Source organism: Georgenia muralis, assembly GCF_003814705.1.
In the GTDB taxonomy this organism is placed as follows: Bacteria; Actinomycetota; Actinomycetes; order Actinomycetales; family Actinomycetaceae; genus Georgenia; species Georgenia muralis.
Genome location: NZ_RKRA01000001.1, coordinates 1,554,467 through 1,579,961 on the forward strand (window position 1 = coordinate 1,554,467; position 25,495 = coordinate 1,579,961).

At 72.8% G+C, this 25,495-nt stretch carries 24 protein-coding genes and 1 pseudogene; 10 read left to right on the top strand and 15 right to left on the bottom strand.

The window, feature by feature from the left end; all coding sequences use genetic code 11:
- Positions 1 to 3: 3 nt before the first annotated feature.
- Together EDD32_RS06840 and EDD32_RS06845 are read right to left on the bottom strand one after the other, a co-directional pair.
- Positions 4 to 387, bottom strand: coding sequence for a sensory rhodopsin transducer (locus EDD32_RS06840; RefSeq protein WP_123916110.1), 384 nt, complete (start codon positions 385 to 387; stop codon positions 4 to 6).
- Positions 384 to 1,592 carry a D-arabinono-1,4-lactone oxidase gene (locus EDD32_RS06845; protein WP_123916112.1) on the bottom strand — a complete coding sequence of 403 codons (1,209 nt, stop codon included), beginning with the start codon at positions 1,590 to 1,592 and terminating at the stop codon, positions 384 to 386. Before EDD32_RS06845 ends, EDD32_RS06840 begins: the two co-directional genes overlap by 4 nt.
- A gap of 193 nt (positions 1,593 to 1,785) precedes the next feature.
- Between EDD32_RS06845 and EDD32_RS06850 the strand changes: the two genes are divergently transcribed.
- Complete coding sequence (locus EDD32_RS06850) at positions 1,786 to 3,477, top strand: SpoIIE family protein phosphatase (RefSeq protein WP_123916114.1); 1,692 nt, start codon at positions 1,786 to 1,788, stop codon at positions 3,475 to 3,477.
- 68 nt (positions 3,478 to 3,545) lie between these two features.
- Here the strand turns inward: EDD32_RS06850 and EDD32_RS06855 are convergent, their stop codons facing one another.
- Positions 3,546 to 3,923: a hypothetical protein gene (locus EDD32_RS06855; RefSeq protein WP_123916116.1), complete on the bottom strand. Its 378-nt coding sequence runs from the start codon at positions 3,921 to 3,923 to the stop codon at positions 3,546 to 3,548.
- A gap of 99 nt (positions 3,924 to 4,022) precedes the next feature.
- On the opposite strand from EDD32_RS06855, the gene EDD32_RS06860 reads away from it, so the two are divergent.
- Positions 4,023 to 4,478 (top strand): response regulator transcription factor, encoded by a 456-nt coding sequence (locus EDD32_RS06860; RefSeq protein WP_123916118.1) that lies wholly within the window; start codon positions 4,023 to 4,025, stop codon positions 4,476 to 4,478.
- A 10-nt stretch (positions 4,479 to 4,488) separates the two neighbouring features.
- On the opposite strand, the gene EDD32_RS06865 is transcribed toward EDD32_RS06860, so the two are convergent.
- Together EDD32_RS06865 and EDD32_RS19430 are read right to left on the bottom strand one after the other, a co-directional pair.
- A complete protein-coding gene (locus EDD32_RS06865; protein ID WP_123916120.1) occupies positions 4,489 to 5,673 on the bottom strand; it encodes a Gfo/Idh/MocA family protein in 1,185 nt (394 codons plus the stop codon).
- 62 nt (positions 5,674 to 5,735) lie between these two features.
- Positions 5,736 to 7,412 (bottom strand): annotated as a pseudogene (locus EDD32_RS19430) (glycoside-pentoside-hexuronide (GPH):cation symporter).
- Positions 7,413 to 7,460: 48 nt separating this feature from the next.
- Here EDD32_RS19430 and EDD32_RS06880 point away from each other — a divergent pair.
- From EDD32_RS06880 to EDD32_RS06905, 6 genes are all read left to right on the top strand, one after another.
- On the top strand, positions 7,461 to 8,288 hold the full coding sequence (locus EDD32_RS06880; RefSeq protein ID WP_123916126.1) for a sugar phosphate isomerase/epimerase family protein: 828 nt from the start codon (positions 7,461 to 7,463) through the stop codon (positions 8,286 to 8,288).
- A complete protein-coding gene (locus EDD32_RS06885; protein ID WP_123916128.1) occupies positions 8,285 to 9,184 on the top strand; it encodes a sugar phosphate isomerase/epimerase family protein in 900 nt (299 codons plus the stop codon). The genes EDD32_RS06880 and EDD32_RS06885 overlap by 4 nt, the downstream gene beginning before the upstream one ends.
- A gap of 10 nt (positions 9,185 to 9,194) precedes the next feature.
- On the top strand, positions 9,195 to 10,211 hold the full coding sequence (locus EDD32_RS06890; protein ID WP_123916130.1) for a Gfo/Idh/MocA family protein: 1,017 nt from the start codon (positions 9,195 to 9,197) through the stop codon (positions 10,209 to 10,211).
- Positions 10,212 to 10,272: 61 nt separating this feature from the next.
- Positions 10,273 to 11,124 (top strand): sugar phosphate isomerase/epimerase family protein, encoded by an 852-nt coding sequence (locus EDD32_RS06895; RefSeq protein ID WP_123916132.1) that lies wholly within the window; start codon positions 10,273 to 10,275, stop codon positions 11,122 to 11,124.
- A 103-nt stretch (positions 11,125 to 11,227) separates the two neighbouring features.
- Positions 11,228 to 11,920 (top strand): hypothetical protein, encoded by a 693-nt coding sequence (locus EDD32_RS06900; protein WP_123916134.1) that lies wholly within the window; start codon positions 11,228 to 11,230, stop codon positions 11,918 to 11,920.
- A gap of 81 nt (positions 11,921 to 12,001) precedes the next feature.
- Positions 12,002 to 12,184 (top strand): hypothetical protein, encoded by a 183-nt coding sequence (locus EDD32_RS06905; protein WP_123916136.1) that lies wholly within the window; start codon positions 12,002 to 12,004, stop codon positions 12,182 to 12,184.
- 9 nt (positions 12,185 to 12,193) lie between these two features.
- Here EDD32_RS06905 and EDD32_RS06910 read toward each other — a convergent pair whose 3' ends face one another.
- From EDD32_RS06910 to EDD32_RS06935, 6 genes are read right to left on the bottom strand one after another with little or no spacing between them, the layout of a single operon-like run.
- A complete protein-coding gene (locus EDD32_RS06910; protein WP_123916138.1) occupies positions 12,194 to 13,486 on the bottom strand; it encodes an alkaline ceramidase in 1,293 nt (430 codons plus the stop codon).
- Positions 13,483 to 14,625, bottom strand: coding sequence for an N-acetylglucosamine-6-phosphate deacetylase (locus tag EDD32_RS06915; RefSeq protein ID WP_123916140.1), 1,143 nt, complete (start codon positions 14,623 to 14,625; stop codon positions 13,483 to 13,485). The genes EDD32_RS06910 and EDD32_RS06915 overlap by 4 nt, the downstream gene beginning before the upstream one ends.
- Complete coding sequence (locus EDD32_RS06920) at positions 14,622 to 15,383, bottom strand: sugar isomerase domain-containing protein (protein ID WP_123916142.1); 762 nt, start codon at positions 15,381 to 15,383, stop codon at positions 14,622 to 14,624. The genes EDD32_RS06915 and EDD32_RS06920 overlap by 4 nt, the downstream gene beginning before the upstream one ends.
- Positions 15,380 to 16,171 carry a glucosamine-6-phosphate deaminase gene (locus EDD32_RS06925; RefSeq protein WP_211338756.1) on the bottom strand — a complete coding sequence of 264 codons (792 nt, stop codon included), beginning with the start codon at positions 16,169 to 16,171 and terminating at the stop codon, positions 15,380 to 15,382. Before EDD32_RS06925 ends, EDD32_RS06920 begins: the two co-directional genes overlap by 4 nt.
- Positions 16,168 to 17,400 carry an AGE family epimerase/isomerase gene (locus EDD32_RS06930; RefSeq protein WP_246006019.1) on the bottom strand — a complete coding sequence of 411 codons (1,233 nt, stop codon included), beginning with the start codon at positions 17,398 to 17,400 and terminating at the stop codon, positions 16,168 to 16,170. The genes EDD32_RS06925 and EDD32_RS06930 overlap by 4 nt, the downstream gene beginning before the upstream one ends.
- Positions 17,397 to 18,926, bottom strand: a complete 1,530-nt coding sequence (locus EDD32_RS06935; protein ID WP_123916144.1) for a sodium:solute symporter family protein — start codon at positions 18,924 to 18,926, stop codon at positions 17,397 to 17,399. Before EDD32_RS06935 ends, EDD32_RS06930 begins: the two co-directional genes overlap by 4 nt.
- Before the next feature lie 186 nt (positions 18,927 to 19,112).
- Between EDD32_RS06935 and EDD32_RS06940 the strand changes: the two genes are divergently transcribed.
- Positions 19,113 to 20,117, top strand: a complete 1,005-nt coding sequence (locus EDD32_RS06940) for a LacI family DNA-binding transcriptional regulator (RefSeq protein WP_246006020.1) — start codon at positions 19,113 to 19,115, stop codon at positions 20,115 to 20,117.
- 48 nt (positions 20,118 to 20,165) lie between these two features.
- Here the strand turns inward: EDD32_RS06940 and EDD32_RS06945 are convergent, their stop codons facing one another.
- Positions 20,166 to 20,744 (bottom strand): thymidine kinase, encoded by a 579-nt coding sequence (locus EDD32_RS06945; RefSeq protein ID WP_123916146.1) that lies wholly within the window; start codon positions 20,742 to 20,744, stop codon positions 20,166 to 20,168.
- 98 nt (positions 20,745 to 20,842) lie between these two features.
- On the opposite strand from EDD32_RS06945, the gene EDD32_RS06950 reads away from it, so the two are divergent.
- Positions 20,843 to 22,030 (top strand): NAD(P)/FAD-dependent oxidoreductase, encoded by a 1,188-nt coding sequence (locus tag EDD32_RS06950; RefSeq protein ID WP_123916148.1) that lies wholly within the window; start codon positions 20,843 to 20,845, stop codon positions 22,028 to 22,030.
- Between the two features lie 25 nt (positions 22,031 to 22,055).
- Here EDD32_RS06950 and EDD32_RS06955 read toward each other — a convergent pair whose 3' ends face one another.
- From EDD32_RS06955 to EDD32_RS06965, 3 genes are all read right to left on the bottom strand, one after another.
- Positions 22,056 to 23,144 carry a flavin-containing monooxygenase gene (locus EDD32_RS06955; protein ID WP_123916150.1) on the bottom strand — a complete coding sequence of 363 codons (1,089 nt, stop codon included), beginning with the start codon at positions 23,142 to 23,144 and terminating at the stop codon, positions 22,056 to 22,058.
- Between the two features lie 52 nt (positions 23,145 to 23,196).
- Positions 23,197 to 23,532, bottom strand: a complete 336-nt coding sequence (locus EDD32_RS06960) for a hypothetical protein (RefSeq protein WP_246006021.1) — start codon at positions 23,530 to 23,532, stop codon at positions 23,197 to 23,199.
- Positions 23,533 to 23,684: 152 nt separating this feature from the next.
- The gene (locus EDD32_RS06965; RefSeq protein WP_123916152.1) at positions 23,685 to 25,328 is read right to left on the bottom strand and encodes a LuxR family transcriptional regulator; all 1,644 of its coding nucleotides are present in this window, start codon (positions 25,326 to 25,328) and stop codon (positions 23,685 to 23,687) included.
- Between the last annotated feature and the right edge of the window lie 167 nt (positions 25,329 to 25,495).

A 25,495-nucleotide genomic window follows, 5' to 3' on the forward strand; every position in this document is an offset into this window, starting at 1 on the left:
AGCTCACCCGTCCACGGGCAGGCCCGAGGTGATGGCGACGCCGAGGGCGGCCTGGCTGGTGTCGAGGTGGCGCAGCTGCGCGACGACCGGCACGTCGCTGTCCAGGACGAGCCCGTACGCGACGCCCAGCGGCACGGCCTGGGGGTCGATGAGGTCGTTGATGCGGACGTGACGCACCCGACGGGCGGGCACCGTCAGCCGGTAGGGCCCGACCGGGTCGCGGTCGGGGTGGTAGACGGTGAGCTCGACGCGGGCGTCGGCGCCGGCGCTGTTGAGCAGGCACAGCTCGTCTCGGCTCGTGAGCTCCGGCTCGTGTCCGGTGGTGCGCTCCGGCACGTGGCCGGCGGCGAAGACCCAGGTGCGGCGTCCGAGCTCGCGGTCGGTCATGACTCGTCCTCCAGGAGTGTGCGCAGGTACTCGGTGAGCAGCACGTCGCCGGGGTCCAGCCGGCGGCGGATGTCGGTGAAGGCGCCGAGGTCGGGGTACATCGCCCGGAGGTCCGGCGCCGTCCGCGTGTGCTTCTTGCCCCAGTGGGGGCGTCCGCCGTGCTCGAGCAGGAGCGGCTCCATGTCGCGGAAGTACGCCTCGTGGTCGAGGTCGGCGTTCTGCAGCAGCGCGATCGTCATGGTCGGCCGCCGGTGGGCGGTGCTCAGCATCGCCTCGTCCGGCGCCACGGTCCGCACCAGCAGCCGCCAGCCGACGGATGACCGATGTCGTTCCTTGACCCGTTCCCGCACCTCTCGAAAGGTCTCGAGCCCGTTCTCGCGAGGGAGGAGGTACTCCATCTCGTCGAAGCGGAGGTCCCGCTCGTTGGGGATGATCGTGTGGGCCGGCCCGGTCTCGTCCGCACGCAGGTGTCCGGGGGCGTCCAGGTCGCCCTCGTCACCAGGTTCGTCCATGACCCGCAGCTGGGCGAGGTCGCTGCGCGGGTACCAGTAGAAGTCGACGTGGCGGTGACGGGCGGCGAGCTCGTCGAGGTGCTCGAGCACCCAGTCGACGTGCGTGCACCAGTTGCGCCGGTGCAGCTGGTAGGCGCGGCGGACCCGCAGGGTCATCGACGTCATCACGCCCAGCGCGCCCAGCGAGACCTGGGTGGCCCGGAGGAGCTCGGTGTCGCCGTCGCCGGCTGTGCCGAACGCGAGCGTCCGGCCTGCACCGGTGACGAGCGTGCCACCGGCGAGGGCGGAGGAGAGGTTTCCCAACCTCTCACCCGTGCCGTGGGTCCCGGTGGCGACGGCGCCGGCGATCGACTGGTAGTCGACGTCCCCCAGGTTCTCCAGCGCCAGCCCGACGTCGGCGAGGCCGTTGCACAGGTCGGACAGGCCGGTCCCGGGCAGGACCGTCACCAGCCCCGCGGCCGTGTCGTGCGCGACCAGTCCGGCGAGGTGCTCGAGCGAGACGAGGACGTCCGTCGTGGCGACGAGCGGGCTGGAGGAGTGGCCCGTGCCTACGGGCCGGAGCTTCCTCCCGTCGCGCGCGACCGCGCCGACGAGCTCGACCACCTCCTCGTGCGAGCGGGGCCGGGCGACCTGGGCCGGCGTGAAGCTCAGGCTTCCCGACCAGTTGGTCCACGGGCGCCCCGGTCGGACCATCGTCGCTCCCCTCGTTCCGCCCGTCGCCCCTACCCTGCGCCGTTCCCGGCCGTCGCGCACCCCGGGACCACGGGGGCGGCTCGGGGCGACCGGTCCTCGGACCGGAACGGTCCCCGCAGGACGTTTCCCGTGCGGCTCAGTAGGCTGACACACCGGCGCGGGGACAGACCGTAGCCCGGGGAGGGACGGCGCCGTGGTTGACGGGCACGCGATGGGCACGGCGCAGGGACCAGGTCCCGCTCGCGTCGACGCGCTCACCAGCGCCGAGCGCATCCTCGACTCGATCCCGACGGCGTTCTTCGCGCTGAGCCCTGACTGGCGGTTCACCTACGTCAACGCCGAGGCCGAGCGGCTCCTCGGCCGCCCCCGCCCCGAGCTGCTCGGTGGCGTGGTGTGGGAGCTCTTCCCCGCCGCCGTCGGCACCGACTTCGAGCGCCACTACCGGGCCGCCATGTCCACCGGGGAACCCGCGAGCTTCGACGAGTTCTACCCCGCCCCGCTGGACACGTGGTTCGAGGTCCGGGCCTGGCCCACGCCGGAGGGACTGTCGGTGTACTTCATCGACGTCACCGTCCGTCGGCGGCTCCAGGAGGAGACCGAGCGGATCGCCCGGCGGGCGGCGCTGACCGCCTCGGTCACCAGCGACCTCTCCCGGACCCTCGACGCCGAGGAGGCGGTCGCTGCCCTGGCCCGCACACTGGTCCCGGTCCTGGCGGACTGGTGCGTCGTCACGCTCGCCGACGTCGACGACGCGGGCCGGCAGGTCCTGCGCGACATCGGCTGGTGGCACCGGGACACCGAGGCCCTGCCGCTCGTGCGCGAGTACGCGTTCCACCGCCTCGCCTCGCTCACCGACCACTCGTTCCTTTACGAGGCGCTGCGCACGACCGACGTCATCCCCATCCCGACCGACGCCACCGCCCGGATCCAGTCGGTGCTGCGGCCGGGACGGGCCCACGAGCTCATCACCGAGCTCGCGCCGGATTCCGCGGCGGTGCTGCCGCTGCGCGGGCGGGGCCGGACCATGGGTGCCATCACGCTGTTCAACGGCCGCGGGCGCCCCGAGCTCGACGTCGAGGAGCTCGCCACCGCCCGGGACATCGCCGGCCGGGCCGGCATGGCGCTCGACAACGCCTACCTCTACGCGCGGCAGCGGCGCGTCGCCGAGGAGCTCCAGCGCTCCTTCCTCACCGACCCGCCCGTCCTCGAGAAGCTCGAGGTCGCCGTGCGGTACGTGCCGGCCTCCGAGGCGGCCCGGGTGGGCGGGGACTGGTACGACGTCTTCCCCCACCCCGACGGCGAGACGGTCGTCGTCATCGGCGACGTCGCCGGGCACGACCTCCAGGCGGCCGCCGCGATGGGCCAGCTCCGGTCGCTCCTGCGCGGGATCGCCGTGAGCACCGAGCCGGGCCCCGCCCACATCCTCACCCTCGTCGACCGCGCGCTCGGCGTCCTCGGGCAGGACACGGTCGCCACCGCCGTCGTCATGACCCTGCGGCCGACGGCGGACGGTAGCGTCGTCGCGCGGTGGTCCAACGCCGGGCACCCGCCGCCCATGGTCATCGGTGCCGACGGAGCGGTGAGATCCCTCGACGCCCGCAGCCTCGTGCTCGGCATGGACACCGAGGCCCGGCGCGGCGAGCAGGAGATCACCCTCGAGCCCGGCGCCGCCGTGGTGCTCTACACCGACGGCCTGGCCGAACGGCGCGACCGCGGCCTGCGCGCCGGGCTGGACCACCTGCGCGCCGCGCTGACGGACCTGGCCGACCGCGGGGTCGAGGACCTGTGCGACGCGCTGCTGCTCCGCCTGCTCCCGCCGGAGCCGGAGGACGACATCGCGGTCGTGGTCGTCCGGGCGCCGGGCGGTCCGGCCGCGGACGGGTAGCCCCGCGGGAGCTAGGACGACCGCGCGCGAGCCGGCAGACCGCCGGTGAGTGGACGACGCCGAGCGGCTCAGCCCCGCAGGAGCTTGCAGTTCGTGAACCCGGCGTCCGGGTCGAGCACGAAGCCCTCGAGGTAGGTCCCGTCGCCGACGAAGATGATCCCGCCCGCCCCGACGACCTTGGACGCCGGGTGCTCGAAGTCGAAGTTGACGAGCATCCCGGGGCCGTTCACGCCGTCGTCGTACGGGGTGATCGACTCGATGAACCCGGTCTTGACGAGTGGCTGGGCGAAGTTGCCGCGGGTGGGGTCCGACAGGCCCGCCGGGAACGGGTTGCCGTGCTCGGAGCAGAACATGCCCGTGATCTCGTGCACGGTCGCCGTCGCGGGCTGGACCGCCAGGCCGACGAGGGCCGCTGTGCCGAGCAGGGTGAGGACGGTGCGCTTCATGACGTCTCCTCGAGTCCGCCGGCGAGCGCCGGCTGCGCCCATTGTTCGCCCGGCGCCGCGCCCCGCCATCCGTAGGACTACGTAAACCGTACAAACCACATGGGGTCCACGAGGGGTGTCCCGTCGTCCGCGCTGCTGGCGCTCGCGCTGGGCCCCGACGCGCCGCCGGGTCTTCCCCGCTTCGAGGTCACCGGCTTCGAGGTGCGCGAGGACGACGGCGAGATGGTCGTCGTCCTCCGGTTCCGCCTCCCGGCCGGTGACGGACCCGACATTGCGGGCGCCAATCTCCCGGCGCTCCGACTCCTCACCCCGCGGGAGCAGGTGGTGGCCGAGCTCGTGGCCGGCGGCCTGGCCAACGGAGCCATCGCTCGCCGTCTGGGCCTGAGCGTCCGCACGGTGACCAGCCACCTCGACCACGTCTACGCCCGGCTCGGGATTCACTCCCGTGCCTCGTTGGCCTCGCTCGTCACCGAGCTGCGGCTGTCCGGGCCCGCGGCGGCAGACCGGCGCCCGGCGCCGCCGGAGGCGACGCCGGGCGGACGGCTCAGCGGCTGACCCGGGACGGTCAGCGGGCGCTGACCGCCGCCGTCTCACGCTCGGGGAACGTGCCCTCCTCGCGGATGCGCCGGTTGAGCTCGGTGAGGTAGAGGTCCTCGTCGAAGTCGAGCGGCACCTCCTGGCCGAGCCAGCTGGACAGGTGGATGGCGTTGGCCAGGCGCACGCCGTTGATGCCGTCGCTGCCCGGGGCGAGCAGCGGGGTGCCGTCGAGGATGTTCGCCGCGAAGTTCTCCAGCACGCCGGAGTGCTGGGCACCCCAGGCGGACTCGAACTCGATGGTCTCCTGGGAGTAGTACTCCGCCGGGTCCATCTCGCCCATGAACAGCTTGCGCACGTCGTCCATGCCCATGGCGTCCGAGAGCTCGCGCTCGTCCTTGACGAGGCGGGTGACGGTCGCCGTCTTCGAGCCGTCGACGACGATCTTGCCCCGGTCGCCCAGGATCTCGAACCGGTCGGTGCCCACCAGGTCGTGGACCGCGGTGACGAACGTTCCGGTGGCGCCGTCGCCGTAGTCGACGACGGCGGTGACCTCGTCCTCCACGGCGATGTCCCGGCGGAACCCGTAGGCGACCTTGGCGTAGACGGACTGCGGCACGCCGCAGATCCACTGCCACAGGTCGAGCTGGTGCGGGGCCTGGTTGACCAGGACGCCGCCGCCCTCACCACCCCAGGTGGCGCGCCAGTCGGACTGCTCGTAGTAGCCCTGCGGGCGCCACCAGGTGGTGATGATCCAGCTGGTCCGCCGGATCTTCCCGATCTCGCCGGCGTCGACGATCTCCTTGATCCGCTGGTACAAGGGGTTGTTGCGCTGGTTGAACATGATCCCGAACGTCAGCTCGGGGTGCTGGGCGGCGTACTCGTTGAGCTCGGCGACCTGGCGGGTGTAGACCCCCGCCGGCTTCTCCACCAGGGCGTGGACGCCGGCCTCGAGCGCAGCGATGCCCATCTCCGGGTGGAGGTAGTGCGGCACGCAGGTCACGACAGCGTCGACGTCGCCGCCGGCGAGCAGGGCCGTGTGGTCCTCGTAGACCGGCACGCCGTACTCCCGGGCGGCGAGCTCCCGCTTGGCCGGGTCGGTGTCCGCGATCGCGCCGATGACCATGTTGGGGACGAGGCCGTCCCGGATGAATCGGGCGTACATGGATCCCTGGGCGCCGAGCCCGATGATCCCGAGCCTGACCTTGTCGGCCATGGTGGTTCTCCGTTCGTTCTGAGGGTGTGGCAGTGGTCAGTGCGTTCCCAGGGTGGCGGTGGTCAGTCGGCCGCGGCGAGCGCGGCGGCCTTGCGGGCCTCGGTCTCGGCCGTGATCTCCTTGAAGCGCTTGTCGGTCAGCGGGTACTTGGCCATGACCAGCAGGGTCAGCAGGGCGAGGACGGCCGGGACGAGCCCGGTGGCCACCCGGATGCCCTGCAGGGCGCCGTCGGACTGGACGGCGGCGGTGCCGACGTAGCCGGTCAGGCCGATGATGCCGGCGGCGGCGAAGCCGCCGAAGGCCTGGCCGAGCTTGCGGATGAAGGAGAACACCGCGTAGGTGGTGCCCTCGGTCCGGCGGCCGGTCTTCCACTCGCCGAACTCGATGGTGTCGGCCTCCATCGCCCACATGAGGGTGTTGACCAGGCCGAGGCCGGTGCCGACGAGGAAGTAGGCCACGATCGCCATCCAGGGCGCGGACGCCGGGGTGACGAAGAGCAGGAGCGCACCGACGATGAACGCGACCGTGCCGGCGAGGTAGCCGGTGCGCTTGCCGAACCGCGCCACGATCTTGGCGATGAAGGGGGCGAGCACGAAGATCGCACCGGTCTGCACGATCGAGAGGATCCCGAAGAGGCCGGCGTTGCCGAGGACGTCGCGGGCGTAGTAGATGCCCATGGTGCTGAACGTGATGAACGAGGTGAGGAAAAGCAGCGAGCCCACGCACAGCCACAGCAGCGGCTTGTTCTGCCGCAGCGTGTCCGTCGCCTCGCGGAGGGTGGCCCGGTCCTGCGCGGGCCGGACGACCTGCTCGCGAGCGGTGAAGAAGGTGGTGAGGTACAGCGCCATACCGACGAAGACGAAGATCAGGGTCAGCGTGGTGAGCGAGCCCTGGAGGCCGGTGGCGGCCTCGGCCTGGGCCGCCGCCTGGGCGGCGGCGAGCTGGGCCGGGCTGGCCGCGGCCTCCCCGCCGAGCTCGGCGACCTTCTACTGGTACAGGCTGGCCGAGCTCCACCGCTTGACCTGCGGGGCGACGACGAGCGCGAGCATGAGGCCGGTGGCCGCCGCGCCGACCGAGCGGAAGGTCGCGAGCTTGGCGCGCTCGGTGGGCACCTGGGTCATCGCCGCGGCCAGGGAGCCGTAGGGGATGTTGACCATCGAGTAGAACATCGCCAGGACGCCGTAGGAGAGGTACGCCCAGAACAGCTTCATGGTCAGGCTGTCGGCCTGCGGGATGGAGAAGACCCAGACGCTCGAGAGCAGCAGCGGCAGCGAGGACCACAGGATCCACGGGCGGAACTTGCCCCAGCGTGTGTTCGTCCGGTCGACCCAGCGGCCGACGATGACGTCGCCGATGCCGTCCCAGATGCGCACGATGAGGAAGATCGGCGCGGCGTAGGCGGGCGGGATGCCGACGACGTCGGTGTAGTACAGCAGGAGGAACATCGACGCCATGGTGAAGGCGAGGTTGTTGCCGGCGTCCCCGGTGGCGTAGCCGAGGTAGGCGCTCAGCCTGAGCTTCTTGGTCGGTGCGCCGACCGTCGTCGTCGGGGCGGTTGATGCAGTCATTGGATCAGGTCCCTTGGTCTCGAGCGCTGGTCGCGCTGCGGCTCCGTTGCGTTCACCACTGTGGGTGGACCCGCCGCGACCTCCTATCTGTTGCCACGAGTTGCCATCGCTCCCGGCGACTGCGCGGCAACAGGTGGCAACCGGTAGGAGGTGTGGTGCCGGCCACCCCATGGTGGCTGTGCGACCCCTTCGACCCACGCTCAGTGAGGAGCACGCCCCATGTGGACACTCTCCGGATTCTCCGACGAGATCTCGCCCGACCTCGAGGAGCAGGCCGCCCTCGTGACGACGCTCGGGATGACCCACCTGGAGCTCCGCAGCGCGTGGGGCACCAACGTCCTGGACCTCGACGCCGACCAGCTCGCCCGGGCCCGGCGGATCCTCGACGAGCACGGGCTGAGGGTCTCGAGCATCGGCTCGCCCCTGGGCAAGATCTTCATCGACGAGGACTTCGGGCCCCACCTCGACCGGGCCCGCCACGCCGTCGACGTCGCCCACCACTTCGGTGCCCCGTACATCCGGATCTTCTCCTTCTTCATCCGTCCGGGCGACGACCCCGACGACCACCGCGACGAGGTGCTGCGCCGCATGCGCGCCCTGGCCGACGTGGCCGAGCAGGGCGACGTCGTCCTGCTCCACGAGAACGAGAAGGAGATCTACGGCGACGTCCCGCGCCGCTGCGTCGACATCCTCGAGTCGGTCGGCTCGCCGAACCTGCGCGCCGCCTGGGACGCGGCCAACTTCGTGCAGGTGGGGGTCCGCCCGTTCACCGAGGGCTTCGCCGCCATCCGTCCCTACCTGGAGTACGTCCAGATCAAGGACGCCCACCTCGCCGACGGCGAGGTGGTGGCCGCCGGCCGCGGCGACGGCGAGGTCGTGGAGACGATCCGCGCGCTGCGCGAGGACGGCTTCGACGGCTTCTTCTCCCTCGAGCCGCACCTGTCCGCCGCGCACAGCCTCGGCGGGTTCTCCGGGCCGGACCTGTTCACCGAGGCGTGGCAGGCGTTCACCGACCTCCTGCGGGCCGAGGGCATCGAGTACCGATGAGCTCGGCCGCACCCGGGCAGGCCCGGATCGCCGTGAGCCCGCTGGGCTACCTCTGGGGCACGGTCGACGCGACCCCGCTGGAGCAGATGGCCCAGGCGTACGCGGACCTGCACGACATCGGCTTCACCGCCGTGCGCGTCGACGTCCCGGACGACCTGCCCGTGGACGACTACGCCCACTGGCTCCGGATCTACGACCTCACGCCCGCGACCGGCATCTTCGCGGCCACCTTCGACGGCACCGAGGCGCTGCCCGACATCCTCGAGCGGGCCCGGCGCACGGCCGCCCAGCACACGGCCCTCGGGCTGGACCGGGTCATGCTCATCCCCGACCCGGTGCCGTACCGGCTCGCCCGGCCGGCCGTGGGGGCCGGCGCGGACCCCGGCACCTTCGCGCGCGCCGTCGCCCAGATCGCGGCGGCCGCCGGCGTCCTGGTGGCCGAGGGCCTGCGGCCCCTGCTGCACCCCAAGGTGGGCGGGCTCGTCGAGACCGAGGCGGAGGTCCTGGGGGTCCTCGACACCCTGGACGCCGCGCTCCTCGGCTTCGGCCCCGACACCGGGCACCTGCGCTGGGCCGGCATGGACCCGGCCGCCCTGGTGGCCCGCTACGCCGACCGGGTCGGCGCCGTGCAGCTCTCCGACGTCTTCGCCGACTACGCCCGCCCCACCCGCCGCGGCCGCGGCAAGAGCTACGCCGAGCTCGTCGCCACCCGGCGGGTCTGGGCCGAGCCGGGGACCGGCGTCGTCGACCTCGACGCCGTCCTGGCGGCCCTGCCGCCGCGCTTCGACGGCGACCTCATGGTCGAGATCGAGCGCCCCAGCACCGACTCCGTGTACCACTCCTACGTCCAGGCCCACGAGTGGGCTGCCGCCCACCTCGCCGCCGCCCTCACGTGAAGGAAGCATCATGACCACAGCAGCTGTCATCGGGTGCGGTGACGTCGCCACGATCCACTTCGAGGCCATCGACGCGGTGGAGGACATCGAGCTCGTCGCCGTCTGCGACACCGACCCGGTCGCGCTCGCGGCCGCCGTCGAGCGGTACGGCGTGCCGGGGTTCGCCGACCACCGCGCCCTCCTGGCGCACGTGCGGCCCGACGTCGCGCACGTCTGCACCCCCCACGACCAGCACGTGCCCGTGGCGCTGGACCTCCTCGACGCCGGGGTCCACGTGCTCACCGAGAAGCCGGTCGCGCACACCCTCGCCGACGCCGAGCGTCTCGCCGGGGCCGCGGAGCGCTCCGACGCCCGCCTCGGGGTGTGCTTCCAGAACCGGTACAACGCGACCTCGCAGGCCGCCCGGGCGGTCCTCGACTCCGGCGAGCTCGGCGCCGTCCTCGGTGCGACCGCCACGGTCATGTGGACCCGGACCCCCGACTACTACCTCGCCAAGCCGTGGCGCGGGCGGTGGGAGCGGGCCGGCGGCGGCCTCCTCATCAACCAGGCGATCCACACCCTGGACCTCGTGCAGTGGCTCGTCGGCGACGTCGTCGAGGTCAGCGGCCGGGCGAGCACCCGGCTGTACGGCGACGTCATCGAGGTCGAGGACACCGCCGAGATGCTCCTGACCCACGACAGCGGGGCGCGCAGCGTCGTCTTCGGCGCGCTCACGAACGTCGTCCACGCCCCCGTCACCATCGAGATCACCGCCGAGCGGGGGACCCTTGCCATCCGGGGCGACCTCACCGTCACCCACGCCGACGGACGGGTGGAGACGGTGACGGAGCGGCGTGCGCCGTCGGGCGGGCGGACCTACTGGGGCGTCTCGCACGAGGTCCTCGTGCGGGACTTCTACGCCCGGCTCGGCGAGCCCGACCCGTTCTGGATCGGCCCGCGCGAGGCGATGAAGTCGCTGCGCATCCTCAAGGACGTCTACGCCCAGAGCGGCCTCGGCCTCGACCGCGAGGTCGCCCTCGCGCGCTGAGCCGTCGCACCCACCCTCCGGCCGCGCGACGGCCGGCCCCGAACGGACGAAGGAGTTCCCCATGCCGAAGATCGGCGTGCAGATGATGATGCTCAAGGACAAGGTCGACCAGACCGGTCCCTACGAGGTGCTGCGGCGCCTCAAGGACTCCGGCTTCACCGCCGTCGAGGTCTCGCAGATCGCCATGACCGCGGAGAACGTGGCCGAGATGCGCCGCGCCAAGGACGAGCTCGGCACCGACTTCGGTGCCCTGTCCGCCGGGCTCGGCGCCGGTCCGAACGACTCGCTGCTCACCGACTTCGACAAGGTCGTCGACGACGCACGCACCCTGGGGGCGTCCCGGCTGCGCATCGGCATGATGCCGTTCTCCGCGATGGCCTCGCACGAGGCGCTGCTGGACTTCTGCCACCAGGCCCAGGAGGTCTCCACCCGGCTCGCCGACGAGGGCCTCACGCTCTACTACCACAACCACCACGTCGAGTTCGCCAAGGTCGGGGCCACCACCCTCCTCGACGTCATCCGCGCCGAGGCGCCGGCCATGCGCCTGGAGATCGACGTGCACTGGGTCCAGCGCGGCGGCAAGGACCCCGTGCGCACCCTGGAGAGGTACGCCGGGCTGGTGGACCTCGTCCACCTCAAGGACTACCGCATCGGGGCGATGGACCCCTCGGCGTTCGGCGCCCTGGAGCGGGGGGACTACGCCGCCTTCATGCAGGCGTTCGCCGGTGTCGTCGAGTTCGGCGAGGTCGGCGAGGGTAACCTCGAGTGGACCGAGATCATCGACCAGGCGCTGGCCTCCGGTGCCCAGTACCTCCTCATCGAGCAGGACCAGCAGTACGGCCGCGACCCGTACGACTGCCTGCGGACCTCTCGCGAGAACCTCGTGGCCCTGGGGTACGAGCACCTGTTCTGACTCCTCGCCGGGCCGGTCGACCCCTCGCGCCGTCGGCGGGCCCGCCTCACGTCGTCGGGCGCGCCACTGGACGCGGCGCCCCCCGTGGTCGGAGCATTCGTGCATGGGGCAGCAGCGAGCAGAGGCGACCGACGGCGTGGCCCGCGAGACCTACCGGACCCTGCGGCTCATGCTGGTCACGCTGCCGGTCCTGCTGCTGGTCGGTTCCCTGCTGATCTTCTTCACCACCGGTGAGATCGAGACCTCCATCAGCGCCTACTACTTCGGGCCGATCCGGGACATCTTCGTCGGCGCGATGGTGGGCATCGCCGTCTGCCTCGTCGCGTACCAGGGCGCATCGGCCTTCGAGGACCACATCCTCAACGTCGCCGGTTTCTACGCCGTCTTCGTGGCCCTCGTCCCGGCCGACCTCGGCAAGACGATCGAGGAGCTCGGCTCCGAGACGCCGGTGAGCGACGCCCTGCAGGAGGAGCCGTCGCTGGGCTCGCTCGACGTCACGGCCGGCACGGTCCAGGAGCTGACGGTGGACCCGCTGAGGATCTCCGCCGGTGCGGCCCTGGCCGTGGCCGTGCTGTTCGTCTACGTGCTGCGACGCACCCGCAGGTTCCCCGCCCCCGAGGTGGCGGCGGAGCCGCGGGCGCACGCCGCGTTCTGGGTCGTCAACGCCCTCGGAGTCGCGTTCGCGGGCCTGGTCGCCTGGCGCGTCGTCGAGGGCGCGGCCTTCGACTGGGTGCACTCCGGGGCGGCGGCCCTGCTCATCGTGAGCCTGGCCATCGCCGTCGCGAGCCACCTGTGACCGGGCTTCTTCGGCGCCGAGGACCACCCGAGCTACCGGTCCACCGCGATCCGGGGCCTGACGTACCGGTCGGCCTATGCCGTGATCCTGCTCCTCATGGGGGCGGGCGCCGGTGTGCTGGCGCTGGTGGCGGGGGAGTACCGGGTCATCGCCGTCGAGTGGCTGGAGGTGGCGCTGTTCGCGATCTTCTGGGTGCTCGAGACCGCGCGGACGTGGACCCGGCTCCCCGCCCGGCGGATGGACCCGAGCGTCACCCGCCCGTGACCGGTGCGGTCAGGGGCGCTCCAGCACCCGCCCGACGAGCTCGGTGGTCGCGTCGAGGAGCCCCTCGAGCGATCCGGCGGCGAACGGTCCCGGAGCGCCGTAGTACCGGTGCGCGTCCTCGACCTCGTAGCCACCGACGGCGTACTCGTCGGCGGACGGGAGGTACCCGGGGCAGCCGTTGCTGTAGCCGGCGACCACCGGGACGACGCCGTCGCCCGTCCGTCCCGCTGACCTCCGCACCGCCCGCACGGACTCCCGGACCGCTCGGGCGGCGACGGCGGACGGCTCACCTGGCAGGGCGACGAGGAGTGCCCCGCCCCACCGCAGGACGCTCACCGTGGCCAGGTGGTGTGAGGACCGCGGCGCCCCGGCGAGCCACCGGTCGGCCCACGCGATCCAGGCATCGACGAGGGCGCGCTCGGCGGGCGGGGCGGCGGCCCTCTCCCGGGCCCACCGGCGGCGGTCGGCCGCCACGTCGTCGAGCGGTGGGAGGTCGTACGCCAGCCGTACCTCGGTGCCGGCGGCCGTGACCGGCCCCGGGGCGTCCACGGGCCTGGCGGCGAGGACCGCGTCGGCGATCCGTGCGCCCACCTCCTCGCAGGTCTCGAAGGTCCGGCCGGGCGCCGCGGCGGTGGAGATCGACGACTGCGCCGAGTGGCCGGTGTTCGCGTCCCCGGCGCAGCCGGTGACGAAGAGGGTCGGCGCCGATGTCGCGGCGCTGACGCGGCGGCGCACGACAGCGGGGTAGTCGGCGGTGAGCAGGGTGTTGTCCGCCCCGAGCACCACCGGGTGGCAGGCGTAGGAGACCACGGTGGCCAGGACGGTGCCGTCGGTGCGGACGAGCTGGACCACGGGCACGACGTCGTCGACGGGGCCGTCGGGGCGACGCCGGTTGCGAGCCACCCCGGTCCGCTCGCCCGCCGCGGCGCGGACGGTGACCGGCACCTGTGCCGCCGCCGCTCGGCCGACCGCGTCGACACACGTGCCGACGACCTCCTCGAGCCAGGTCGGGTCGAGCCCGGGGCCGAGCCGCCCCGGCATGCTCACCGGGCCGCCGTGGGTGTGCGTGGCGTGAACGACGACTCGGTCGGCCGGGACCGGGCAGCGCCTCCTGATCTCCGCGCACGCCGCCTCGTCGAGCCCGACGACGTCCACCGTCACCAGGGCGGTGTCGCCGACGCAGAGCGCCTGGACCAGCAGCGGGTCGTGGACACCCGACGACGGCGCCGTCCGCGCGGCGAACCCCGACATCGCCACCGGCGACCGGGGGGTCACCTCGGCGACGGCGACCCCCGCCCTCATCCGACCGGCTGCCCGGCCACGACCACCTGACGGAGCTCGAGCGAGGTGCCGTCCGTCCCGGGGTCGAACAGGAGCAGGTCGGCCGCGGCACCCGGGACGAGGCGGCCGCGCCCCCCGGCCAGGCGACCGGGGTTGACGGTCGCCAGGAGCAGGGCGTCGGCCAGGGCCAGACCGGTCAACCGGCACGCGGTCGCCACGCACTCGGCGAGCGAGCGCGCGGCTCCCGCCAGGTACGGCGTCCCCGCCTCGGACAGCCGGCCGTCCTCGGAGAGGTCGACCGAACCGCCCACCGGGGTGGCGTACCGGCCGGCGGGCATCCCGGCGAGAGCCACCGAGTCCGAGACGAGGACGGAGCGGTCGAGCCCCTTGGCCCGCAGCATCGCGATGAGGGTGTCCCCGGGCAGGTGGTGCCCGTCGGCGATGAACCCGGCCACCAGCCGGTCCTCCGCGAGCTGGGCCCAGATGTAGTTCGGGTGGCGCGCGATGACGGCGTGCGCGCCGTTGCCCAGGTGGGTGGACAGGCTGGCGCCGGCGTCGACCACTGCCCGGATCTCGTCGGCCGTGGCGTGCGTGTGACCCACCGCCACCATGACGCCGTCGCTGGTGAGCGCCTCGGTGTAGGCCACCGATCCCTGGTGGTGCGGGGAGATCGTCACCATCCGCACGAGGCCATCCGCGGCGTCCTGCCAGCGGCGGAACTCCTCGAGGTCCGGGGGACGGACCTGCTCCCGGGCATGGACACCACGGGGCCCGTCCTGGTCGCTGAGGTGGGGACCCTCGACATGGATGAACGGGACGGCGTGTTCGGTCGCGGGGTCCTCGTGCCGGGCGTCGACGACCGCGCGGAGAGAGCGGACGATGTCGGCCTCGCTGCCCGTGATGACGGTCGGCACGTACGTCGTCGTCCCGGCCCGGGTGAGCGCGGCGGTGAGGTAGGCGACCTCGGCGGCGGTGACGTCCGGACCGTTGACGTCGTGCCCGCCGAACCCGTTGACCTGGAGGTCCACCAGCCCCGGGGCGATGAGCGGAAGGTCGGGGTCGGCGTCGCCGGTGGTCCGGACGTGCGTGACGACCTCCCCCTCGACCGCCACCTCGGTCCGCCGGCCCGTGCGCGGGTCGCGCCCGACGTAGGTGGTCACAGGGCGCGCACCCGGCTGCGGAACCGGCCGAGGAACCGGGCGTTGGCGGCGTCACCGCCGGGGGCGTTTCCGCTGCGCCACACCGGCGGCTCGACCCCGCGGTCGGTCAGCGCCTCGACGGTGGCGAGGGTGAGGCAGTTGAGGACGAAGGCGTTGGCGAACGTGGACACGGCGGCGACCTTCTCCGCGACGCCGTCGAGCTCGACCACGGCGTCTCCGATGGGGACCTTGGAGTCGATGGCGACGTCGACCAGGTCGTGGAGGTTCTGCCGGGACGGGTGGCGGGCGGGGTGGTCCCCCGCCGTGTTCTCCGCGTGGCTGCGCGAGCTGACGCCCACGAGGGCCACCCCGCGCTCACGGGCGGTGAGAGCGGCGTCGATGAGCGCGGCGTTGATGCCGTAGGCGTTCACCAGCACGAGCAGGTCCCCCTCGCCGAGCTCCCGGTCCTCGATGACGACGCGACCGTAGCCGGGCGTGCGTTCGATCGCCATGGACCGCAGGGCGCCGTTGGACAGCAGGGTGCCCTCGTCGAGGATCGCCGCGAAGTGCATGAGCCCCCCGGCCCGGAAGAAGACCTCCTGCGCGGCGAGGTTGGAGTGGCCCCCGGGGCCGTAGATGTGGACCAGCCGGTCGGCGGCGACCTGGTCGGCCAGGAGCTCGGCCGCCCGGCGGATGGCCGCGCTCTCCTCGGTGAGGATCCGGCCCAGGAGCCCGTCCACCTGGGCGAGGTACCCGGCGAACGTGGGGTCGGCGGTCATCGCGCCACCTCCGTCCCCGTGCCTGCCGCCCGCGGGGCGGTCTGGGCGTCGGCGGTCCGCGGGGCCGCCTCGGCGTCGACGTACAGCGTGACGTCGGGGTGGGTGCGCAGGGCGGTGGCGGGGTGCGCCGCGGAGACCGGCTCGTGCAGGGCCTTCTCGACGGCGTCGCGCTTCGCCGCGCCCGGCACCACGCAGAACAGGCGGTCCGCCGCGAGCAGTCGCGGGACCGTGAGGGTGATCGCCCGACGCGGGACGTCCGCGAGGGTGGCGAAGCAGTCGTCGTCCACCTGCTGGCGGCGGCACGCCTCGTCGAGCTCGACCACCTTGACGTCGAGCGGGTCGTCCAGGTCGGCGACCGGGGGGTCGTTGAACGCGATGTGGCCGTTCTGGCCGATCCCCAGGCAGACGATGTCGATCGGCCCGGCGGCGAGGAGCTCGGCGTAGCGCTCCGCGGTCGCGGCCGGGTCGTCGCCCGGCTCGATGAGATGGACCGCGGCGAAGGGGAGGTGGTCGAAGATCGCCTCCCGCAGCCACGTGGCGAACCGCTCGGGCGCATCCGCGGGCAGGTCGAGGTACTCGTCCATGTGGAACGCGGTCACGCGGGACCAGTCGATGCCCTCGGCGCGGCGCAGGCTCGCCAGGACGTCGCTCTGGCTGGGGGCGGCGGCGAAGACCATGCGGACCTTCTCCTGACGCGCGAGACGCTCCCTCAGCTCCGCGGCGACGTCGGCCGCGGCCGCCGCGCCCATGCTCGTGCGGTCGGGGAACACGCGTAGGCGTGGACTCATCGTGCCTCCTGCAGGTGGTGGGGGAGGTGGTCGCGCTCGAGCTGTGCGAGCAGCAGCAGGGCGCGAGCCACGTGGAAGGGGTCCTTGACGGGGAGCGCGACGGTGGCGTCCAGGGGCGAGCCGTCCCGGGTGCGGATCTGCGTCCACTCCTGACCGGGCCCGTCGGGGAACGTGCGCATGGTGTAGTCGGCCACCCGCTGGGACCAGGCGGCCAGGTCCGTGTCGTCGGCGGCGCCTGCGAGCAGGTGGGTCGTGTACAGCGCCTCGGCGTGGGGCCACCAGAGCTTCGTGTCCCAGGTGTCGACGACGAGCTGCTCGTACCGGTCGGCCGTGCGCGTGCCCGTGGGTACACCGCCGTCGCGGTCGGCGTACCGGAGCAGCCCGCCCTGGTCCTCGTCCCAGCCGAGCCGTAGGGCATGGACGGCGATACGCCCGAGAGTGGCCGTCTCGGCGAGCGGGCCGTCGAGGAGGTCGCGCGCGTGATGCGCGAACCACAGCGACTCCAGGACGTGCCCCGGCGTGCGGTGCCGGGTGAGGAGCGAGCCGTCGTCCGCGGCGTCGAGCCGGGGCATCTCCGCGACGTCGTCACCGTCGAGGTGGTACTCCGCGATCTCGTCGCCGGCCGCGCGCACGACGGCGGCTGCCCGGGGGTCCCCGGTGGCGCGGTACACCTGCTCGCCCACCCCGAGGAGGATCATCGGCAGACCGAACGAGCGGTGTCCCGCCGCCACCGGGTAGGGCTCGGACCGGAACGACCCGGTACGGATCCGCGCCGCGGCGTCGAGCAGCATCCGAAGGGCCAGGGCGCCCCAGTCGCCGTCGCGCTCGAGCCGTGCCACGCCCGCCCAGCCCAGGGAGGCGAAGAGGTCCGAGAAGACGCTCGTGTGCAGACCGGCGCCGGGTGCGCTCTCGTGCGGCATCCCCGCCCGGTCGGTGACGAAGGCCGTCGTCCCGTCGGGCAGGACGGCGTGGTCCCGCAGGAACACCGCCGTGCGCCTGGCCTGCTCGGCGTACGGGCCGGCGTCGATGCCGAGGCCGGGGGCGGCGAGCGCGACCTCAGCCATCAGCCACGCCCACCGCCCCTGCGACCACGTGTACTTGTCGTGCGAGAGCAGACGGCGTCCGGCGTTGTCCCAGCACGTCAGGACCCCGCCGTGCTGCTCGTCCGGCCCGTTCGCCATCCACCACCGCAGGACGTCGTCGACGAGGTGGTTGCGGTACCGGGTCACGTGGTCCGCGCGTCGATGGAGTCGGCGGGGACCTCGCGGTCGGCGGAGATCGCGTCGATGAGCTCGTCGGAGGCTGCGTCGTGCCAGGGGAAGACCTTGCCGAGCAGGACGAACACGATGATCGACACGACCACGGGGCCGCCGACCTGGACGGCCGTCACCTGGTCGGGGGCGAGCTGCTCGATCTGCCCGACGAAGACGTAGCGGGTCAGGACGAACACGAGCAGGCCGGCCGCCCACGAGGTGATGGCCGCGATCGGGCCGCACCGGCGGAACGTGGGCAGCAGGCCCAGGAGCATGGGGATGGCGATGGGTCCCACCAGGCCGCCGAACCACAGGATGATCAGGCCGAGCACCCCGCCGAAGCTGTCCGCGCTCAGCGCGATGACCATGCTCAGGGCGATGAAGCTGAACACCGAGATCCGGCCGATGGTCAGCTCGGTGCGGGTGTCGATGGGCTTCTCGCGCCGCCAGATGGCCGGGATGATGTCGCGGGTGACGACGGCCGAGATGGCGTTGGCGTCCGAGCCGGTCATCGCCATCGTGTGGGAGAAGATGCCGGCCAGGACGAGGCCGACGAGACCCGCCGGGAGCAGCTCCTGGGTGATGAGGGCGTAGGCCTGGGAGGTGTCCTCCAGCCCGGGGAGGATGATCGGGGCGGCCCACATGGGGAAGAACATCACCAGTGGCCAGAAGAGGTAGAGGCCGGCCGAGAGCAGGGCCGCGCGACGTGCGGTGCTGCCCGTCGGGGAGGCGATGAAGCGCTGCGCCAGGTTCCACGTGCCGCCGTTGTAGGACATGGTGTTGATGAGCAGGTACACCATGACGAACAGGACCGTGTACTGGCCGTTGAAGAAGCTGGCGTTGCCCTCCGGCAGGTCGTCCCACATCGTCCAGATGCTCGACACGCCACCGAGCGTGGCCAGGACGCTGACGAACATGACGATCCCGGCGATGAGCTGGATGACGAACTGGCCGAAGTCGGTCAGGGCGTCCGCCCACAGGCCACCGATCGTGGAGTACACGAGGGTGATGCCGCCGGTGAGCAGGATGCCGACCGGCAGGGAGACCCCGGCGAAGACGTTGAGGAGGATGGCGGTGGCGACCCACTTGGCGCCCACGTCGAACACCTTCAGCGCGGTGCCGCTCCAGGCGAGGAGCTGCTGGGTGGGCAGGTTGTAGCGGATCTTGAGGTACTCCAGCGGCGAGATGATGCCCAGCCGCTGCCGCAGCCGGGGCCACCTGGGCACGAAGACGAACGCGCCGACGAGCATGGCGAAGGTGATGCCGAACGCCCACCAGACGTACAGGACGAACCCCTGGTCGTAGGCGATCGCCGCGTAGCCGACGAAGACGGCGGCGCTGTAGCCGGACATGTGGTGGGAGATTCCGGAGAGCCACCACGGCATCTTGCCGCCGGCCACGAAGAAGTCGCTGGAGTCGTGGATGCGGGACTTCGCCCACAGCCCGATCGCCACCATGACGAAGAAGTAGCCGCCGAGAACCAGCCAGTCGAGCACGCCCATGTGTTCCTCCTGCCTCGAAGGACGCCGCGGTCGGAGTCCTCGTTGGGGAGCGATGGTTGCGTGCAATCGTTTGCACGTCAAGAGTTCCCGGCAAACCGGTCAAGAAGTTGCGCATTGCGTCCCGCGGCACCTGGCGCGTACGGGGGACGTCGGTGAGCGCCCAGGTCTGCTCGTAGAGTGTCGTCCGTGGCACGACGAGCGGTGCGGCCGGCAGCGCCCACGCTGAAGATGGTCGCCGCCGCGGCCGGCGTCTCGGCGTCGACCGTCTCGCGCGTCTACTCCCACCCCCACCTCCTCCGGGCGGACACCGTCGAGCGGGTGCGGAAGGTGGCCGACGACCTCGGCTACGTCCCGCACTTCACCGCGCGGGCGCTCATCACCGGGCGGCTGTCGACCATCGGCGTCGTCGTGCCCGACATCGCCAACCCGTTCTTCCCGCCGGTGATCCGCGCGGTCCAGGCCCGGGCCGGTGAGGTCGGTGTCGGGACGCTGCTCGGTGACACCGACGAGGACCCGGTCAAGGAGGAGAGCGTGCTCCTCGCCCTGCAGCAGCGGACCGACGGCGTCGTGCTGGTCTCCTCACGGATGCCGGAGCCGCGCATCCAGAAGATGGCCGCCGGTCACCCGCTGGTGCTGGTCAACCGCGACGTCGAGGGCGTCGACCGGGTGCTCATCGAGACGACCCTGGGCATGCGGCAGGCGGTCGAGCACCTCGCGCGACTGGGCCACCGCCGGATCGCCTACCTCGGGGGTCCGGAGTCGTCGTGGTCCAACGGCGAGCGGGCTGCAGCCGTGTCCGACTGTGCCGGTCGGCTCGGCATCGAGGTCATCTCGCTCGGGCCGCACAGGCCCGAGCACGAGGAGGGCCGCCGGGCCGCCGCGGCGGTGCTGACGGCGGGGGTGACCGGCGTCCTGGCGTTCGACGACGTGCTCGCCCAGGGTCTCCTCGCCGGTCTCGTGGAGGCCGGGGCCCGGGTGCCCGCGGACGTCTCGCTCGTCGGCTGCGACGACATCCTGGCCGTGCGGACCGTCCCACCGCTGAGCACGGTCCACGGACCGAGCATGGAGGCCGGCCGCCTCGCCGTCGAGCTGCTGCTCGCGAAGATCGAGGGGCAGGCGACGGACCCGCAGGCGGTGCGCGTACCGGCCCCGTTCCTCGACCGGGCGACGACCGGACCGGCGCCTGGCTGACCCTCGCCGGCCGCCGACCGCCGACCGCCGACCCCGGCCAGGTCCTGGTCAGCTGCGCGGATCGAAGTGGCGCCGGCACCGCGCCTGGTAGGCCTCCGTGCCGCCGACGTGCGCCGCGGTCGGCACCCGGGCGTCTCCGACGTCGCCCGCCACCGTGCGCTGGTGGAACGCGGCGTCGCGCCCGCAGACCGCGCACACCGCAGTGAGCTTGGTGACGTCCTCGGCGAGCGCCATGAGCGAGCTCAGCGGCTCGAACGGGCGGCCGTCGAAGGTCACGCACAGCCCGGCGACGACGACCGTCGTGCCGGTGAGCGCGAGCTCACCGACCGCCCCCACGAGGTCCGGCCCGAAGAACTGGGCCTCGTCGATCGCCAGGAGGTCGAGCCGGCGGCCCGCGACGACGGTGATGAGACCGGCGACGTCCGGCACCGAGTGCGAGGGCACGCTCAGCCCCGAGTGGGAGGCGACCCGGCCCACGCCGTGGCGCTCGTCGAGGGCGTGGTTGACGACCTCGACGGCGAGCCCGGCGAGCTGGGCGCGGCGCACCCGGCGCAGGAGCTCCTCGGACTTCCCGGCGAACATCGGTCCGCACACCACCTGGAGCCGGCCCTGCGCGTCGCTGTGCATGGCCCCGACCCTACGACCGCCGCCCGCGCGCGCGTCGGCGCCGGGCGTCCTACCGTGGCAGGTTCCTGGTCCTCTACCGCCCGGAGCGTGATCCGGTCATGAGCAGTCACCACGACGTCGTCATCGTCGGCGGCGGCAACGCCGGCATCTCACTGGCCGCCAAGCTGCGCCGGATGGGCTGCCGCGACGTCGCGATCGTCGAGCCCAAGCAGGTCCACCACTACCGGCCGCTGCTCAGCTACGTCGCCGGCGGGCTGGCCGCCATGGACGACCTCACCCGCGAGCAGTCCAGGTGCATCCCCGAGGGGTGCACCTGGTACACCGACGAGGCCATGGCGATCGACGCCGACCGCGCGGTCGTGCGCCTGTCGACCGGCGAGGAGCTGCACTACAACGACGTGGCGGTGTGCCCGGGCTCGCGGGTCGACTGGGACGCCGTCCCGGGGGCGTGGGAGGCGGTGGGGACGACGGCGGCCGCGACCAACTACCTGCCCGAGATGGCCGAGAAGACCTGGACGATGCTGTCCTCGCTCACGGCGGGCCGGGCGGTCTTCGTCATCTCCGACCGGCACGTGCCCTGCGCACCGGTGGGCCTCAAGCCGCTGTTCATGGCCGCCGACCACTGGCGCGACGCCGGCGTGCTCGACGCCATCGAGATCGACCTGCTCGTCGAGGCCGAGCGGCTCGTCAACCACGACGACGCCGACCGGGAGCTGCGCGCGGCGGCCGCCGACTACGGCGTCCGCGTGCGGACCGGGGCGCGGGTCGAGGCCGTCGACGCCGCGGCGCGGAACCTGCGGGTGCGGACGGCCGGCGGCAGCGACGAGCTGGGTTACGACGCCCTCTACGTCGCCCCGCCGCACCGCGCGCCGGAGTGGGTCGCCGAGAGCGGTCTCGCCACCGCCGAGAGCGACGGGTTCGTCGCGGTCGACCCCGGCACGCTCCAGCACCGCGTCCACCCGCGGGTGTGGGGCCTCGGCGACGTCGCGACCGTCGACACGCTCCCGTCCGGCGGGGCGCTGCGCAAGCAGGTGCCGGTGGTGGCCCACAACATCGCCGCCAACCGTGCCGGGCGGACGTTGCGGCACTACGACGGCTACTCGGTCGCACCGGTGACCACCAGCCGCCGGGAGCTCCTGCTCGCCGAGTTCGACCGAGACGGGCGTCCGCAGCCGACGATCAGCACCCCCGACCTCGTGCGGCCGCGGCGCAGCACCTTCGTCTTCGACCGATACCTCGAGCCGCAGATCTACTGGCACCGTCTGCTCAAGGGCAACGTGAGCTGACGTCCGCACAGGAGTGCCCGGCGGATCACGCGGCCGCGGCTCCAGCGGAGACCTGGGCACGCCGACGGGCGGCGATGTGCTCCGCGACGTAGCGCCCGTCCCTGCTGGCGCCGAGGACGAGACCCGAGGCAGCGGCGTACTGGAACGGCAGGCCCATGAAGTACAGCCCTTCGACGTCGTCGACCACGCCCCGGCGCTGGCGGGGGTAGCCGTCCTCGGCCAGGGGCAGGCCCTCGATCCAGTTCCAGTCCTCCCGGAACCCGGTGCACCACAGCACGTTGCGGACGTCGAGCACCCGTCCGTCGTCGAGCACCGGTAGGCCGTCGCGGGTCCCGGTGACCCGGTGGGGGAGCAGCACGACGCCGGCCCGTTCGAGGTCGGCCTTCTTGGGCCGTTCGAGCGGGGCGCCGTGGTGGCGGAACCGCGGCGCCAGCCGCCGTCCGACCGGTGTGCGGAGCGTGAGCACGTGCCTGGCGGCGAACATGATGAGGTGGCCGGCCACCGCGGTCAGCGGGCCGCCGTTCCCGACCGGGATCTGGCCGTGGATCTTGCCGACCAGGTACGTCTCGTGGTCCGCCGCGGACTCGAGGGAGAGGTCCGCGCCCGAGTGGGACGCGCCCACCACGAGGACCGGACCCGCCTGCAGCTGGCCCGGGTTCCGGTAGCCGGTGGAGTGGAGCTGGAGGATCCCGGGGTCGAGGTCGCGGGCAAGCTCGGGTACGTACGGGCGGGTGTGGCCGCCGGTGGCGATCACGACGTCGTCAGCGTCGAGCGCTCCCTGGCTCGTCTCCACGGTGAACCCACCCCCTCGGCGGCTGACCCGCTCCACGCGGACCCCCGTGCGGACGGGCAGCTCCATCGTGGCCGCGTACTGCTCGAGGTAGTCGCCCATGAGCCGCGCCGTCGGGAACTCGTGTCGTGGGCCGGGGAACGGCAGCCCGGGCAGGCCGTCGGCCATGCCCGGCGAGAAGAGCCGGAGGGAGTCGTAGCGCTCCCGCCAGGAGTCCCCGACCCGGTCTCGCGCATCCAGCACGACGGCGGGCTGCCCCAGCCGGCCGAGGTGGTAGGCCGTGACGAGGCCGGCCTGACCGGCTCCGACGATGACGGTGCTCATGGCGTCCTCCGATGTGTGACGAGCGGACCGGGACCCGGGTGGGCCCGGTGGGTCAGACCCCCAGCCGGACCGGCAGGTCGGCGTCGGCGACGCGGGTGGCGGGCTCCGTCGTCGGCTCCGTCGCGTGTGTCGAGGACCGGTAGCGCAGGCACCAGGCGAGCATCAGGGCGGAGCTGACCACGTAGAAGCCGTGCAGCACCCACACCGGCCCGACCGGCAGCGTGACCACGTACAGCGTGTGGACGACGTTGCCCGCGTTGATGAGCGCGATGTTGCCCAGGCTGTAGGAGCCGAGGTCCTTGGTCCGCGCCGCCTTGGCGAGCATCGGCAGCATGCTCCCGGCGAAGATCACCGTCGAGATGGTGCCGGCCAGCAGGGGGATGTCCATTCCTCAACGCTAGGAACTCGGGGCGCTGGCGACGTCGGGCGGATGACCACACCTTGCCCGGACGATATGGGTAGAAATGCTCATCCCCGAGATGACGACGACGAAGCCCGATCCCGCCGTCCGCCGCTGGGCGCAGCGGTGCTCGCGGGCGCCTAGACCAGACGGTGCTCGTAGGCATACGCGGTGGCGGCGGCCCGCGAGGGCAGGTCCAGCTTGGTGAAGATGTTGCTGAGGTGGCGCGCGACGGTCTTCTCGCTCAGGTGCAGCTCCCCGGCGACCGCCCGGTTCGTTCGGCCCGTCGCGACGAGGCGGAGCACCTCGACCTCCCGGGCGGTGAGTCCGCCCGGCTCCCCGTCGGCTGCGTCGAGGCGGACCGAGAGCTCGTCGGCGACGGCCAGGTCGGTTTCCGCTCCCAGGCGCTCGAAGGTCCGCCGGGCACGGTCGAGGTCGAGCTGTGCGGCCTCCACGTCCCCGGCCGCCATGCGGGCCCTGGCGAGCTTGAGCTCCACCCGACCGGCCTCGTGCGCGAGGCCGAGGGTCAGGCAGGTTTCCAGGGCGAGCCGCAGCTCACCGGCTGCCGCCGTCGCCCTGCCGTCAGCCAGCAGCACGGAGCCGCGCGCCGTGGCGGCCACGGCCACGAGGTAGGGGGTCGCCGCCTGGTCCGCGGCGTGCTGGGTGAGCTCCTCAGCCACCCGCCGGGCGGCGTCGATGTCACCCGCGGCGAGGAGGACCTCCACCGCGGCGGGCAGCAGCCGGCACCGCGAGACGGCGTCAGGGGCCTCGGCCATTGCCCTCCGCATGGCGGTCGCCGCCACGTCGGGACGACCCTGCGCGAGCCGCAGCAGGGCGAGACCCGGTTGAGGTTCCAGCCCACTCTCGTGCGCGCGCCGGTAGGCCTCCTCCGCCGCGAGCAGATCGCCGCGGACCCGGTGCAGCTCGGCCAGCTGGTACCAGGCCATCCCGGTCGCGGCGTCGTCTGCCCCGGTCAGCCTGGCCAGGGCCCGCTCGGCCTCGGTGACCGCCTCCTCCCAGCTGCCCCGGCGCTGCAGCACCTGCGACCGGTGGACCTGGCACTCGGCGCGGAAGGCGACGAGGTCCGGCTGCTGCCTTCGCCAGCGGTCGAGCGCGGCGGTCCACTCCGCTGCCCGGCCGACGTCGAACCGCTCCTCGCACAGGCCCACGACCACGCAGTAGACGATGCCCGTGGGGATCTCGGACACCGTGCCGTCGCCCATCGAGAGCATGAGCTCGTCGAGCAGGGCGATGCCGGCCGCGACCCGGCCCTGCCGTGCCATGGCCTCGCCCATGCCGACGGTGGCGAGGGCGATGAGGTCCTTGTCGCCACATTGCTCGCCGGTCGAGAGTGCGCCGGCGAAGGCCTCGAACGCAGCGTCGGGTGTGCCGGTGTAGAGCGCGCGCATGGCGTGGGGGATGGCGACGTAACCGCCCAGCGCCCCGGAGCCGGGCTGCTCCTCCGCGATGCGCTGCGCGCGGGCCAACCACCCTCCGGCCTCCGCGTGGTGCCCGCGGTTGAGGAGGCTGAACCCGACCCAGAACGCGCACCGACCTGCCTGCTCAGGATCGCCGGCGGCCTCGAACGCGTGGTACGCCTCGTCGAAGAGCTGGCAGCCCTCATCGTCCCGGCCGAGCAGGAAGGCTGCTCGGGCCAGCTCGCGCAGGTCCTCGGCGCCGATGTCGCCGCGCAGGCGTGCCGCGTGCAGGTCCGCGTAGCCGGCCGCCCACTCCTTGCGCGCGAGGGCCTGCCTGCCGAGATCGGCGAGCTCTTCCACAGTCATCGAGGCTCCGGCGGGCCCCGGCACGATGACGACGGGTGCCCGGTTCCAGGGTACGCCGCACGGATGTCAGGGCTCCATTCGCCAGTTCATCGGCATCACAGCCGCCTTGGGGGGGGCCAACACGGTCCGAAGGTCGTCCGGGGAGAGGCTGCGTAGTACTTCACGAA